General features: G+C 68.2%; 8 protein-coding genes and 1 pseudogene. 3 read left to right on the forward strand and 6 right to left on the reverse strand.

The genetic code is table 11. From position 1 onward, the window contains the following. Positions 1-38: 38 nt before the first annotated feature. From ACF061_RS19165 to ACF061_RS19180, 4 genes and pseudogenes are all read right to left on the reverse strand, one after another. Positions 39-983: a hypothetical protein gene (locus ACF061_RS19165; protein WP_392268067.1), complete on the reverse strand. Its 945-nt coding sequence runs from the start codon at positions 981-983 to the stop codon at positions 39-41. Positions 984-1,033: 50 nt separating this feature from the next. Beyond that, entirely contained in the window at positions 1,034-2,221 is a 1,188-nt protein-coding gene (locus tag ACF061_RS19170) for a DUF3696 domain-containing protein (protein WP_392268068.1), read from the reverse strand. Beyond that, on the reverse strand, positions 2,218-3,507 hold the full coding sequence (locus ACF061_RS19175; RefSeq protein ID WP_392268069.1) for a DUF262 domain-containing protein: 1,290 nt from the start codon (positions 3,505-3,507) through the stop codon (positions 2,218-2,220). Before ACF061_RS19175 ends, ACF061_RS19170 begins: the two co-directional genes overlap by 4 nt. Positions 3,508-3,613: 106 nt before the next feature. Next, positions 3,614-4,071 (reverse strand): annotated as a pseudogene (locus tag ACF061_RS19180) (ATP-binding protein). Between the two features lie 160 nt (positions 4,072-4,231). Here ACF061_RS19180 and ACF061_RS19185 point away from each other — a divergent pair. The 3 genes from ACF061_RS19185 (at position 4,232) to ACF061_RS19195 (ending at position 5,869) form a co-directional block, all read left to right on the forward strand. Then, a complete protein-coding gene (locus ACF061_RS19185; protein WP_392268070.1) occupies positions 4,232-5,092 on the forward strand; it encodes a Scr1 family TA system antitoxin-like transcriptional regulator in 861 nt (286 codons plus the stop codon). Next, on the forward strand, positions 5,089-5,274 hold the full coding sequence (locus ACF061_RS19190) for a DUF397 domain-containing protein (protein WP_392268071.1): 186 nt from the start codon (positions 5,089-5,091) through the stop codon (positions 5,272-5,274). Before ACF061_RS19185 ends, ACF061_RS19190 begins: the two co-directional genes overlap by 4 nt. Positions 5,275-5,458: 184 nt before the next feature. Then, a complete protein-coding gene (locus ACF061_RS19195) occupies positions 5,459-5,869 on the forward strand; it encodes a hypothetical protein (protein ID WP_392268072.1) in 411 nt (136 codons plus the stop codon). A 323-nt stretch (positions 5,870-6,192) separates the two neighbouring features. Here ACF061_RS19195 and ACF061_RS19200 read toward each other — a convergent pair whose 3' ends face one another. Continuing rightward, positions 6,193-11,721 carry a class I SAM-dependent DNA methyltransferase gene (locus ACF061_RS19200; RefSeq protein ID WP_392268073.1) on the reverse strand — a complete coding sequence of 1,843 codons (5,529 nt, stop codon included), beginning with the start codon at positions 11,719-11,721 and terminating at the stop codon, positions 6,193-6,195. 1 nt (position 11,722) lies between these two features. Beyond that, positions 11,723-14,752 carry an SNF2-related protein gene (locus tag ACF061_RS19205; RefSeq protein WP_392268074.1) on the reverse strand — a complete coding sequence of 1,010 codons (3,030 nt, stop codon included), beginning with the start codon at positions 14,750-14,752 and terminating at the stop codon, positions 11,723-11,725. Positions 14,753-14,778: the final 26 nt, after the last annotated feature.

A 14,778-nucleotide genomic window follows, 5' to 3' on the forward strand; every position in this document is an offset into this window, starting at 1 on the left:
TACCGTAACGGAACGATGAAGGTGGAGCGGGGCGCGGGTCAGTCGTCGAGCTTGTCCCCGATGTGCGCGACGTGGGCCCGTCCGGTCGCCTCCATGAAGCGGAAGTGAAGCCTCCCCGCGCCCGGTGTGAAGCGCAGGTGAGTGTCGAAGTACTGTGGCTCCCCGTCCAGGTCGATGAACACGCAGAACTCCTCTTTGCGGCCCTCATGTTCCGGCGTCACGTAGGACCCCCACTGCGGTCCGTCCCGCCGGGCCTCCGGGTCCCAGGTGACGATGGCATGCTCCATCTCGGCGAGCCGCTTGCGTACCGGCGGGACCCAAACCCGCTTCAGGCCGCGCAACTGTGCCTCCACGTCGGGCAGGAACCGCAGATGCGGGAAGAAGGTCTCTCGCCGCTCCCACAGCTCGGCCCCTGTCCGTACGGCGCTCAGGTCGCCACGCAGCGCGGCTTCGGCCTGTTCCCGGATCCATGGGCGGTGCGCGTCCACATGTTCCCGGGATGCCACGTGCCGGATCTCGATCTCGGTACTCACGACGTCGACGTCCTCGCCGCCCACCAGCTGCTCCTGGACAAGGGTGAGCCGGTCGGCACCCCAACGGTTGTCCAGCAAAAGGGAGATGCCGACACCATCCATCAGATGGGCATAGCCCAGCTCTGGCACGGGCTCACCCTCATGGTGATGCGTGACGTCGGAGAACGTCTCACCGTCGGGAAACACCTTCTGGTGGGGGTACTTCGTCTGCATCTTGAGCAGGTACGCCCACAGGCCGCCCTTGGCGCTGGGTGTTCCCGCCCATTTGCTCACGTGGTGCCCCTGTGCCAGGTGCAAGGCAGTCAGGGACTCCCGCATGACAAGTTCCGTACTCCGGTCCTCCTTGGCGACGGCGATGATGGCCTTTGCCAGTTCGGTCATGGCGCGGTTGACCCTTTCCGGATCAGCCGTCGTCTCGCAGGACTTCTGATTCAGGAAAAGCTGCGGCACGTCTCCCCCTCCGTGACAAAGTGTGCGCTTCCCCGCCTCCCCCGGCGGTTTCAGTCAAGAAGCTGTTCGAGCGTGTTCTCCAGCTCGTCGAAGAACCCGGTGGGCCACTGGTCGAGCATGCCGTCCGCGTCGACCCGCGGGCTGACGACCTCCACGCCGGTGCCGTCGCCGCGGAAGTAGTGGAACACCGCCCGCCCGGGACTCAGGCGTCCATCCTTGACGGCGAGCCGCACGCCGTTGATGACGTGGTCGCTGTGCGTCTCCATGATCACCTGGGCGCCCTGGGCGGCGGCGGCCGCGCAGAGCGCCGCCATCTGCGTCTGCCCGTGCGGGTGGAGGTGCGCCTCCGGGTTCTCCAAGAGGACCAGGGAGCCGGGCCGTGCGGTGAGGCAGGCGACGACGACCGGCAGGACGTAGGTGAGACCGAAGCCGACGTGGCTGGGCCGGCGGCGCCGGGTGGCGCCGAGCGTGCCCTGGAATCCGTACGACAGGCGTACGGCGTCGGTGCCTTCGATGGCCTCGGCCCTGATGTCCACTCCGGGACACAGGTCGCCCATCCAGGCGGCGGCCTGGTCGCGCAGCAGGTCAGACGCGGCCCGCTTGTGGTGCAACAGGCCTGCTGGGACCGTGTCGTCGGCGTGGTGACGTAGGTAGTTGACGGTGTGTTCGCCACGTACACCGAGGAAGCCCCGGCCGATGGCCGCGTGGTGGTCGCGCGGGTAGAACTCTGCGGGCGAGATGCGGTCGGCGTGCAGGTACTGGAAGGGGGCGGTGAGGAACGACGGGGCCACGGCCTCGGGCCCGGTGGGTGCAGCGGACCCCTCGGAGGTGAGCGGCAGGTCCACGTCGAGAAGGGGCAGCAGGTTTTGTTCGGGTTCGTACTCGACGATCCAGCCGTAGCGGCGCGGGCCCTCGTCGACGGCGAAGCCGATGCGGGGCTCGTCCTCCGTGAAGTCCTCGTGGAGGACGTCCACTCCGGTACCGAGGGCGACGAGTTCGCCGTTGAGCAGGAAGCCCTGGTTGCCGACGCCGTGCCGGAGTCCAACCCGTTTCGCCTCGGGCAGAAGTCGCGCCGCACCGAGGTCGCCCGCCTCGTACGACTGGCGCAGGAGGGCGAGGGCCTGGAGGACGCTGCTCTTGCCGGACGAGTTGAGGCCAGTGAGGAGGGTGAGGGGGCCGAGCGGTAACTCCAGGTGCTGGAACGCCTTGAAGTTGTGCAGCGTCAGACGGTCGATCACTGTTCAGCCACCCCTCGGAACAACCGTGCCACGTACTGGAATCTCGTGCGGATCTTCGCCGGCGTCCCGGTGCCGATGGAGATCGACCGGTCGAAGTCCCAGTCGTCCATGAGCGCGAAGAACCCGTCGTGCACCCTGGCCGGAGACGCTACCAGTCTGTCCCGCTCGTGATCGTCGAGAAGCGCGAGATGGACGGAGATCGTCTCGAAGAGCGCCTTGTTGATGACCGGGGAACTGCGTTCCCCGCCGTGCCACTTGCGGAAGGCGTGCTCGCCGAACAGCTCCTTCGCGCACCGCATGGCCACCCGGAACTCCCGTGTGAGCTGCGCCCGCCGCTCCTCGGCGAGGCTGTTGACCCGGTACATCGCGGCGGTCAGGAAGCCGTCGAAGTCCTTCTCGGTGTGCTCGGCCGGATTGCTCAGGCGGAACGCGAGGAAGCGCAGCACCATCTCCCGGTCGGCCATCCGCTCGTTGGACACGCTCCACCGGGTGGCCTCGCCGAACGACGGGTCCTCGGCGAGGTCCGCGAGGAACTCCCGGACCGGCCCACGCACCAGCGCGTGCCGCAGCTCCTGCTGGGTCAGCGGCATGCCGGTGGTGTTGATCCGGGAGAACACGTTGTGCTTGACGGCCTCCGGGGTGCCCTGCTGCATGATGTGGACGGTGAGCTGGGTCTCGCGCAGCCGGATCTTCAGCCGCCCGGTCAGATCCTGGTACGTGCTGCCGTCGAAGTTCCAGAGGTAGTCCAGGCCCCGGAGGGTCAGCGGGCCGAGGCCGGTGAGCTTGGGCTCCATGAACCGGGCGATCGCGGTGAGCCGCTGGACGCCGTCCACCACGGCCCACTTGTCCTCGTCGTCCTGGGCCATGTGGAAGTTCGAGATCGGGATGCGCAGCAGCAGCGACTCGATCAGGCGGCTCTGCGCGCGGTCGCTCCAGATCCCGGCCCGGCGCTGGAAGTCCGGCGCGAGGTCGATCATGCCCTCCCGCAGCCGGGACAGCAACAGGTCCACGGTGGTGGTCTCGGTGTGGATCCTGATGCTGTCGGGCCGGAACGGGGCGGAGATGCCGTCGGCGTCGCTGTAGGCCTCGTCCTCCTCGTCGGAGGGGAGTTCCAGCTCGACGCCGGTCGGCCGACCGTCGGACCCGATCTCCAGGGCCGGCCCCAGCGGCAGGAAGAGCGCGTCCGGCCCGCCGTCGACGTCCTCCGGTACGACGTACCCCCTGGGTCCCGCCGGCCGGCTCCCCCCGGTCCCCGGGCCGCCGCCGCTGTCCTCCAGGTCCGCCATGCTCCCCGTCGCCCTCGCCGTTCGACTCCGCCCGGTGCCGTGTCCGGGCCAGCCTATAGGCGGCGTGACGGCCTGTCAGCGCGACCGTCCGGGGCCACCCGCACGGTCAGCGCCGCAGGTCCAGCTCGGCGACGACCGTCTTGCCGACGGGAACGCGGTCCAGGACCTCCCACCGGTCGGCGAGCGCCTCCACCAGGAGCAAGCCCCGACCGGTCTCCGTGAGCGGCCCGAGCGCGGGGCGGGGCGCTCCGGGGCCGGGGGCCGCAGCTCTCCCCGGGTGTCGGAGACCTCGATGCTCAGGGTACGGCCGAGGAGCTTGAGAGTGACCTCGAAGTCCCGGCCGGGGACGCGGCCGTGCGTGACGGCGTTGGCGGCGAGCTCAGCGACAAGCAGGGCGGCGGTGTCGGGCGCCTCGCTGCCGTGCGGCACGCCCCAGGCGTCGAGTTGGTGCAGCACGAGCCGGCGGGCGAGGCGGGCGCCGCGCGGGGTGGAGCTGAACCGCTGAGTGAACACACGTACGGTAACGAGGCCTTGACGGGTCGCAGGGGTGGACGGTGGTGTCATATTCCCACTGTGGTGCCAGAACGAGCGGATTCACCAGCGTGGTGCTGCATACGTTGGGTCAGCGTACGCACACATTCGGTGGACAGTATGCATCACGTTGAGTAACCATGGTCGCAGTTGGAAGCGGTACGGCGGTGGGTGGCACGGGAGGTGGCCGGCGGTGGCCTACGAGAGCACGGACGGCGGCACGGGGTCGGGCCGCGCGGAACCGGGGACGTCGGACAGTCTGCGCACGTTCGGCGCGGTCGTCCAGGCCCTGCGGGAGCACGCGGGCCTGAGCCGTGAGGAGTTCGCCGCCCTGGTCCGCTACTCGAAGCACACGGTCGCCTCGGTGGAGCAGGGCCGCAGGATGCCCGACCGGGACTTCGTGGAGCGGGGGGAGGCGGCGCTCGGCAACACGGGGGCACTGCGGAGGGCCGCGCCGACGCTGACACGACAGGCGGGACTGGCGAGTTGGTTCCGGCAGTGGGCTCGGCTGGAGGCGACGGCGATCAGCCTGTACACGTACGAGTGCCGGGTCGTGCCGGGCCTGTTGCAGACCGAGGCGTACGCGCGGGCGGTGTCCCTGGACGTGCCGCCACTGCCCGACCCGGAGGAGTTGGAGCAGCGGATCGCGGCGCGGCTGGCACGACAGGAACTGCTGGCGGTCACGCGGAAACCGCCGACGGCGTTCAGCTTCATCGTGGAGCAGGCGGTTCTGGAGCGGTGGACGGGCGGGGAGGAGGTGACGCGGGAACTCTTCGACCACCTACTGGAGTTGATCGAGCGGAACTGGAACGTGGAGTTTCAGGTGATGCCGCTGCGGAGGCCGTCGCATGCGGGGTTGGACGGGCCGGTGCGACTGGCCGAGGCACCGGACAACCAGTGGTTCGCCTACTCCGAGGGGCAACAGAACGGACGGCTTATCGCCGACCGGAAAGAGATCAGCCTGCTCCAGCAGCGGTATGCGAAACTGCGCTCGCAGGCCATGACCCCCGAGGACTCCCTGGGCCTGCTGAAGCGATTGCGAGGAGCGCTATGAGCACGTCCGACCTGGCCTGGTTCAAGAGCAGCTACAGCGGCTCGCAAGGCGACGACTGCGTCGAGGTCGCGGCTAGCACGCAGGCGATTCACGTTCGGGACTCCAAGGACCAGCAGAGCCCCGAGCTCGCCCTCTCCCCCACCGTGTGGAGCGACTTCATCAGCTACGCCGCGCAGGACTGACCTTCGCGCAGACACCAGCGCCCCGCATCGAATGCGTTCGATGCGGGGCGCTGGTGCGCTCGGGCTACACCCCCGCTCTGTGTCGTCCAAGTCGTAGGCGTAGGGCACGAGTTCACCACCTGGAGACCTGGACGTCTGAGCCTGGACGTCGTATTGTCTGACTAGGCGACCGAAAGGCGGGTTCATGCCCACCCACTCGATTGACGTTGATGACGAGGTGTACGCACGGCTGGCCCGGGAGGCGAAACCGCTTGTCGACACCCCTAACACCGTGCTCCGACGACTGCTCGGACTGGACCGAGGAGCGTCCACAACTCCTGCCGACCGAACCCGAAAGGCTGCCCTTACTCCTCTACTTGCAGACGGACGGCTGATGGTCGGCCAGGCTCTAACCTGGCGCCGCCGCAATTTGGGCCAGGAACATACCGCGTTCGTGACAGCCGACGGAAAGCTCCGTCTCGATGACGGCACAGTGCACGACACCCCCTCGGGCGCCTGCTCAGCCGCAGCGGGGGTTGCTGTAAATGGATGGTCCGCCTGGCGCACCGATAAAGGAGTCGCCCTGCAGGAACTTCGCCACTCTGACTCTCCCTGATTCCACCAGGGCGTATCCCTTGAGACTCGACGAACTCTACCGGAAGTCACTTTGGACACAAAAACGTTCGCGCTCATATTAGTTTGCGCCATCGCCGCTGGGTACGTCACCCACTCTCACGAGAAGCTGACCCAGCCCATCATGGTTGCCGCTGCCGTCGGATCACTGGTATTCGCCATAACAACGATTCATCCCTCGTGATCTTTCAGCAGGCGTGCAGGGCATCGTGTTCCGTACCGGCCATTGCTGGTACGGAACACCTAACATTAGCAGACCCTTCAGCGTGCCATGCCTGCTAGTCGACCGAGGTGGCCTCGAAAGTGCTATCGCGAATCATCTAGCCGACTCACGAAAAACGCATAAGCTGCGCGCATTTCACGCTCCCGCTCTGCTTTGTAGAACGGTGCCACGTATCCTTCCGGTGGATTAGGAAGTTCACCCGCCTCATAAGCCAGCAGCTCCGTATAATCTTGCTTAGTCTGACCGAAACCGAAGACATGATGGCTGCGTGCAATTCTACGACCAGAGGAGTCGAACCAAATCTCTTGTTCATAGTCAGCGAGGATCGGAAAACGCGATCGGTAAATTGCCAACAATTGACTTTCGGTCATGCCAAGCCACACGGCCACTAGCGCATCGATCTCAACGAGGGCCGCACGGCGCTCAAACTCTGTGCGGAGTGGGGTGCCGCGTTTCCAGGACTTCTCCAAGTGCGCCGCAAGGGGTGATACTCCAGGCCAAGGTACCGCCCACTCCTCCTCACGACGCCAAGCGTCATCATACAGTTCTTGCCACACAGAAGCATATTCTTCGGATAGGCAATTGAGGCGCAGAGTACGCAGCAAGAGCGGTCCAGCCAGCGGGTGACTAGGATCAGCAAACGGCATCTTCTTTGCCTCCGCCACTTGCAGGTCCGAGCGTCCGGTAATCCGCAACAAATAGTCCAGCGGCAAGGAAGCCCAGAAACCGGCATTAAGCGACGTATGCAGATTGCTCACCAACGCCATTGACTCGATGGTATGCACATGACTCGGACCCGGTGGAATCAAAGCAGCGAACAGGCTTCTCTCCGTGTCAAACGGGATCATTCTTCGCCACGCCAGCCGATAGAACTCTGTATACGGACGGAGAAGCCACAGTCTACGCCGCAGCAGATCTCTTTGTTTGTCTTCCGAGAGCTCTAGTTCGTCATTGCTGAGCACATTGAAACGATCATCCCACACTCCAGGAGAAGGGGTCCATGGCGACTTCAGGCGTTCGTGATCGAGCCACCGATCCTGAACACTCTTGAACTTGTCACGATCACAGTCACGCACGTAGTTTGTGCGCGGAACCTCATCTACCGCGAGCGCCGGAAGATTCCAGCTAGACCAATCACGATTTGTCTTACAGATTCGATTTGGTTGCTTATTGAAGACTGACGTGGCCACACCCAGATGCGGCCCTTGCAAGATCACTTCGTCGAGTGATTCCGGTTTCATGGTGTCCCATCGATAAAGCCCCAGTTTCTTTGTAGCTAGATTCTCGAACATACCGATGGTAATTCGGGGCTCGTGCGCCCCGAGCCGATCTTCTACATCAGCGAGCACCGTGATAGCGCCCTGCTCATCTACCGTAACCGGGTACAGCAGCGCGGCCTGGGTAGGGGGGCTAGTTGTTTCGCCGGCGAGTCGATGCCACTGCGCAAGCAATCCCGCATCCACCTCAATCAGTCGCGCCCGATGCGGGCGTAGCTCCCATTGACCAGCCGACTTAATGCCTGGGACCTCACCTTGGCCATCGTGCGTAAATGAGTTTCGCAAAGTCGATGGATCGAAAAGCCAGCTAAGATGCGTAAAACTGATCGGTCCTGCCTCGCCGTAAACATGAACACCGAACTCCGTGTTCGCGTGAATCTCCGAGAATACACCTCGTCGATTCGAGAAATGACCGTGTACCCGGAGGTGCCGGTAGGCGGCTTCACGCAGTGGACCTTCTTTAACGCCGCTAAAGTGCGTGTCTGGGTGTACAAGCCCTGCCGCTCCGTATACCCCAAAGTGGCGCCAAACTTGGCACATAAAGGCCCGATAGAGATCTGGCCTTGTGCCGGAGATAAGCGTGTATGTCGTCGGGTCACTGAGGAACTGGGCCATTCCGACGGTCGCAGCGAGTTCAGCGAAATACGACCTATGTTGCTCGGTATCTGCCAGCACAGCGTCCTTGTGTTCTCGCCAACGATCGGCCGATGGCTTCTCGCTCAGCTTGAACCACGGATCGAACTCAGCCAAAACCCTGGCCTCGTCCCAGTCCGGCCGCACCCAAGGCGGATTCCCCACCTGGAGGTCGAACCCGCCCCCCGGACCCCGGAACACATGCGCGAAGTGCAGTTCCCAGTGGAAGAAGCCGTGGCCGTCCTCCGCCTTTATGTCCTTCTCCGTCGTGCCGGCAATGTCCTCGACCGTGTTCAGCCAGGGGAAACGGAACGGTAGGCGGCTGGGCGCGTCCATGCCGAGGATGCCGTCGAGGCGTACCTCGATGTCTGACAGGAACTCCAGTGCCCTGTCAACTGGCATGTCCTCGATGCCTTCAAGGGGCGACCCCTCCGGGTCCCTAGTGCCGAGCAGGGCCTCCAGGAAGTCCAGCCAGTCCCCCACGTTCTGCAAGGGGATGCACGGCCGGCGCGGGTCGGTGATTCGGGCCTCGCGGCCCGCCATACCACGCTTACGGCGAGTCTCCAGGCCAGCTTCTTCATCCGCCGAACCCAACTCGCCCTGCTCGCCGTCCAGATCGTCGAACAGCCCGGCCGCACTCCACAGTTGGTCACCGGGAGCGGGGCCGGCCGGCTCCACCGGCTCCGCCGTCGCCTCCGTGGCGACCACCGCGCGCCCCCCGCCCAGCAGCCCCACCACCGACGACTCATCGACGAGCGCGCCGCCCGTCCCGTACACCGGATCGGTACCGTCGAGTTCCCCGACCTTGTCCAGCGGCCAGAACCACAGCGCGCACCACGCGTTCATCACGGTCTTCAGCCGCCAGTACGGCGTACCCTCGCGGGTCAGGTCGTCGAGGACCTTCTGTTTGTCGTCCGCCTCCGAAAACTCCGAGGACTGCTCCAGCCAGTCCGCACCCCAGACGTCGACGCGACGCGACACCGCCCGCTCGGAGAGTTCGAGGCGGGTGGCGACCAGCGACCACAGGAACTCGGCGCGACGGGCCACGCCCTGCAACCGCCCCACCTCGGTCTTCTCCGCCGCCTTGAGCCACCGGTCGTAGCGCTTCTGCCGGGCCTCGGCGGTCTCCTCCCCGCGCTCCTGGAACGGCTTCGGCCCCTTCGGCGCCCTCTGCACGCCCTTACGCCACTTCCCGAGCGCCTTCGCCTGGTCTTCGGCGAGTTTCTTCGCCTCAGGCTCCCCCGCGACCGCGCCCCAGCCGATGGCGGGCAGCAGGAACTGGTGCACCGCGCCCTCGGGCAGCGGGCCGTCGCGGAAGGGCAGGTCGGTCGGCGGGAGGGTGTTCTTCTTCGCCAGCCACCCGCCGTCCGTGAGGACGTCCGCCTCGTAGACCTTGCGGCCCGCGCCGATCAGGGAGTTGCCGCGCCGCAGGTGCAGGCCGAACCAGGGGGCCCGCATGCCCGGGTGCATGGAGTTCAGCCAGAGGGAGACCTCGGCCAGCTCCACCGCCGTGGCGTTGAGGTCGACACCGTAGGCGTTGTGCAGGGCGATGTACGCCTTGGTCTTCTGGAGCTCGATCTGCCGCAGCTCGGGGTCCACCCGGCGGCCCAGCTCGCGTTCGCGTCGCCGCAGGTACTCGGCGGCGACCTGGTCGATGGCCTCGTTGAGGAACGCGCCCGAGCCGAGGGCCGGTTCGCAGATCTTCCACTCCAGCAGTTCCTTGGCCGGGGTGGTGGTGCCGTTCTGGTCGAGGCGGTGCTTGAGGGCCAGTTCGACGGTGACCTCGGTGAGGGCCTTCGGGGTGTAGTAGGAGGCGGAGGTCTGGCGGTCGCGGCCGGCCAGGCGGTAGACGAACGTGCCCTTCGGGTGGACCACCCGCTCCCGGCGGCCGGTCTCCTCGTCGGTCCGGGTGACGAAGACGCCGTCCTCGTAGTCCTGGACCCGTGAGGCGGGGATGGTCCAGCTTCCGCCCGAGGGGTCGCCGCCCTTGGCGACCTCGTACAGGTCCTCCTCGGCGATGGAGCCGGTGTAGGACATCAGGCCCTCGTACACCGCGCCGAGCTGGTTGATGCCGAGCTGGGCGTAGGAGATGAACCCGCCGCGCTCCCGGCCCCGGCCCTGGGTGAGCATCAGGCGGCGCAGCACCTTGTGCAGGGTCTCGTTGCGCAGCCGGGTGTCCAGGAACGGGCGGCGCTTGTCTTCCTCGTCGCCCCGGTACAGCGGGTTCTCGATCTGGTCGTCGGAGATGAGGCGGACGGCCTCCTTGGTGAACAGCTCCGAGCGCAGCGCCTCGAAGCGCAGGCCCGCGCTGGTGCTGCGGGCGGCGGCGCGGCGGGCGCGGTCGGCCTCGCGGACCCGCTCGGTGTGCTCGGCGCGGGTGATCACGCCTCTCGCGAGCAGTTCGTCGGCCTCCCGCTCCGCCTCGGCGGCCTCGCGGGCCGCGGCCTCGGCGGCCAGGTCCTCGGGCTCGGTGCCGTAGCGGCGGTGGCCGTGCTCGACCTTGTCGAAGAGCAGCTCCAGCGACTCGTACAGGTGGAAGCCGCGCCGGGAGCGCTCGCCGACGAGGTCGCGCAGGACGAGGTCGCCGAGGCGCTGGAGGCCGTAGCCCTGCTCGTACTCGGGGTAGTCGGAGGGCAGGATGCCGAGGGCGGGGCTGGCCTCGGCGTAGAGGAGGAACAGGATGCGGTAGAGGTAGCGCAGCGCCTCGCGGCTGAGTTCCTTGGCCAGGCGGGCCGGGTCGTCGAGGTCGGCCGGAGAGACGTTGTTCTCGGGGTCGCGCAGGCGCTTCAGGACCGCGCCCGCGATCCACTCGACGCTCAGGCGCAGGCCCTCGCGCAGTTCGGTGGAGACGCCGACGGCGTGCTTGCCGGACCTGTCGAGGAAGCCGGCGAGGGGTGCGGTGCCGCCCTCGGCCGGGACGCGCAGCGAGTCCGCGCCGAACAGGGCGGCCAGCGTGTCGAGTTCGCCGCCGTGGCGGTCGTCGCGGCGGTTGAGGGCCGCGTCGAGGTCGGCGGCCAGGTAGCGGCCCTCGGGCCAGGCGAGGCGGTCGGCGAGGACGATCACGCCGCCGACGAGCAGCAGGACGTGGCGCGGGGGCGCGTCGCAGGCGAAGAGGAAGTCGGTGAGGGCCTTGGCGTCCTCCAGGGTCGCCGAGGCCTCCAGGTCGACGGGGTGGAGCAGGCGGCCGGCGTCGTCCGGGTCGAGGGCGGCGTCCGGGTCGGTGGTCCAGCCGCAGGAGACGGCGTACAGGCCGGGTTCGGCGTGCAGGACCTGGAGGGTGTGGGCGTGGTCGGCGCGGTGGACGGTGACGGTCTGCTCGTGGGCGTCGGTGTAGCCGAGGGCGTGCAGGGTGTCCAGGTGGCTCTCGGTGACCCGCTTGCGCCAGCCCTCGGGTTCGGGCGCGCCGGGTTCGGCGAGCGCCGCCGCGTCCGCCGCGAGGGCGGCGCGGCCCGCGAAGTAGGGGCCGTGCAGGGCGCGCAGCCCCTCGCGGGGGGTACGGGCGCGCGGGGGGACGGAACCGGGGTCGAGACCCTGGCGCTTCGCCTCGGCGACCGCGTCGGCGTGCCGGCGGCGTTCCCGCTCCTCGAAGGCGGCCCAGCGGGCGAGGAGGCCGTCCTTAGCCTTGAGGTCCTTGGGGAGGACTTCGGCGAGGTAGTGGGCCGAGAGGTAGTCGCCGTGGTTGACCAGCGAGTCGTACGTCACGTCAGTTCTCCGCCTGGGCGTCGGACGGGTGGGCGTCGGATGCGAAGGTCCCGCCCGAGGAGTCGTCGTCCTCGGCGCCGGGGGCGTCCGGGGCGCCGGGGCGGTCGAGGACGGCCAGGACCCGCAGCAGCGGGCGGCCGGTGGTGTGCAGCTGGTCCAGCAGCCGGGCCAGCTCGTCGGCGGTCTCCTCGACGAGGCGTTCGCGGCGGCCGGTGACGCCGGGCAGCAGGGAGTCGGCACGCCACTGGGCCACGTGCGCGCGGTAGCCGGCGAGGGGCTCGCTGATCTGCTCCTCCCAGGCGGCCCTGCCCGCGTCGAGGTGGGCGCGGGCGGCGGCGACGGCGGCCGGGACGAGGGCCTGGAGCCGGTCCAGGTCGCCCGGCCCGCCGGTGCGGGCGAGCCTCGGGCCGACCTTCGCGTCGCGCAGCGCGTCCGCCATGGGGCGCACCTCGGGTGTCGTGGAGCCGTCGGCCGCGAGCCCGGTCACCGCCATCCAGCGCACCACGGTGGGGCGGCCGAGGGCGTTGGAGTGGATGCCCTGGACGAGGAAGACCGGTCCGTCGACGTGCGGGGTGGTGATGACCGGGGCCTCCTGCCGGCCGAACTCGACGAGGACCTTGTCCGTCAGCCACTCCACCACCGGGTGGATGTCGGTGAGGAAGGACACCTCCGGCCACATGGTGGTGCTGCTGTCCCTGGCCTCGGTGAGCTTGCGCTGCGCGAGGGCGCGGTCGAAGGTGACCAGCATCCGCTCGGCGACCCGCTGCTCCCTCAGGTAGGACGGCGGCAGGGCCTTGAGGCGGTGAAGCAGGTCGGGGGCCTTGGCCGGGGACAGCGAGAACCAGGCGCCGCCCTTGGCGTCGGCGCCGGACGACAGGCCGATCAGGTCGGCGGCGCGCTCCTCGTAGACCTCGTCGAGGGCGGTGGAGACGAAGGCGGCCGTGTCGCCCTCGAAGAGGGAGATCAGCTCGGCGCGTGCGGGCAGCTCCTGCTCGGTGATCGTGTCCACCTGGCCGAACAGGTCGGCGAGTGCGCTGTCGTCCTCGGGGCCGGGCTGGAGGAAGTCCTCGACCGTGCCGCCCTGGACCAGTTCCCGGATGAGCCGGCGCTCCTCCTCCTCGGCCCGGTAGAAACCGGACACGGCTTCCGCCGTGCCGTCCAGCTTGTGGGCCTCCTCCTCGCGGCGGAGCAGCTTCTCGGCGACCGTGCGGTCGTCCTTGGCGCCGGGGACGGCCGAGGTCAGGATCAGCGCCCGGAACTGGGGCTCGTGCTTCTGCCCGTAGCGGTCGATACGGCCGTTGCGCTGCTCGATGCGGATCAGCGACCACGGGATGTCGTAGTGGATCAGGTGGTGGCACTGGCGGTGCAGGTTGACGCCCTCGGAGGCGACGTCACCGGTGAACAGCAGCCGGACCGGGGTGTCGGCCAGGCCGAACGCCTCCAGGACCTTGGCCTGCTCGTCGTCGCTGAGGCCGCCGTGCATGACGGTGACGGCCTTCGTCGTGCCGTCGGCCGCGACCGGGAAGCCCAGCCGGGCGGGGACGACCCGGGCCAGCCAGGTGAGGGTGCGGACGCGTTCGGAGAAGACCACGGCCCGGGTGGTGGACCTCGGGCCGACGCCGATCTCCTTCAGCTGCTCGACGAGCGCGTCGAGTTTCGCGGAGTCGCCGGGGGTGGTGCCGTCGCCCATGCCTGCGACGATCTCCCGCAGGCGGGCGAGGGCGGCCTGCTCGGGGGCGATGGCCGGGTCGGGCCGCAGTCCCTTCTCCTCGGACTTGCGGACGCGCTCGCCGAGGGCCGCGACGCGCTTGTCGACCGTCTCTGCGAGGGCGACGTGGGAGGAGAGGAACGTCTTGAGCAGGTTGTAGGCGAAGACGGGCTCGGTGGCGACCGAGACGGGGTCCTGCCCGGCCGTGCCGAACTCCGTGCTCTTCGGCGCGGCGGGGATCCAGTGCTCGGCCAGCTCGGCGAAGACCCGCTCCTCCGCCTCGGTGGCGGCGCAGTGCAGGGAGACGGTGGGGCCGCGGTCGGGCCACTCGGTGCCCATCTCCTCGCGCACCTCGGGGCTGATCTTGGTCCGCCGGATGTAGAGGTGGCCGAGGTCCTCGGCCGGGTCGTAGTGGTCGCGGTCGGCGATGGCGGCCGGGTCGAGCAGCGAGATCAGGTCGGCGAAGGACCGCTTGTCGCCGTTGTGCGGGGTGGCGCTGGCGAGCAGCAGGGCGTCGGTGCGCGGGGCGAGGATCTCGGCGAGGGCGCGGCGCTGGCTGCCCGGGTTGATCAGGTTGTGCGACTCGTCGATGACGACGGCGTCCCAGCGGATGCGCTCCAGGTGGTGCCGGTACTGGCCGATGTTCTTGAGCGTGTCCACGGAAATGATCACGCGTTTGTAGTGCGTGAACGGGTTCCGGCCTGCCGGGATCTCCCGCTGGATGCGCTGGATGCCGAGGGAGTCGAGCCGCACGAGGGGGATCGAGAAACGGGTCCACAGCTCGTGCTGGAACTGCTCCAGGATGCTCTGCGGGGTCACGACCAGGATGCGCTCGCCCCGGCCGCGGCGGATGAGCTCGGCGAGGGTCAGGCCGATCTCCAGGGTCTTGCCGAGCCCGACGACGTCGGCGATCAGCACCCGCGGGCGCAGGTTGCGCATGGACAGGGCCAGCTCGGCGGGGCGCTGCTGGTAGACGAGCGGGTCCAGCAGGAAGCGGTCGGCGAGGGCGAGACCCCGCTCCGACTGGGGCAGCGGCGTCTTGCGCAGGACGGCTTCGAGGAACAGGCGGCTGCGCCGGAAGTACGAGGAGGTGTCGGGGACCAGCTGGGTCTTCTCCGGGTCCAGCAGCTCCACCGTGTCGATCCCGGAGAAGAAGACGGCCTCCTCGTCCCGGACGAACTCCGAGACGCCGACGGCTTCGATCCGCTCCCCGTCGTGGTCGGTCGTGGTGGTGTTGCGGACCAGCCACTCCTCGTCCCGGACGAGGATCTGCGCCCCCGGCGGGAACCGGGTCCCGTCATCGGTCGCCCCCTGGTCGGTCACCTGCGGCCCCTTTGTCTTCCCGTTCG

Origin of the sequence: Streptomyces sp. NPDC015220 (genome assembly GCF_043079345.1) — a bacterium.
Classification (GTDB): Bacteria; Actinomycetota; Actinomycetes; order Streptomycetales; family Streptomycetaceae; genus Streptomyces.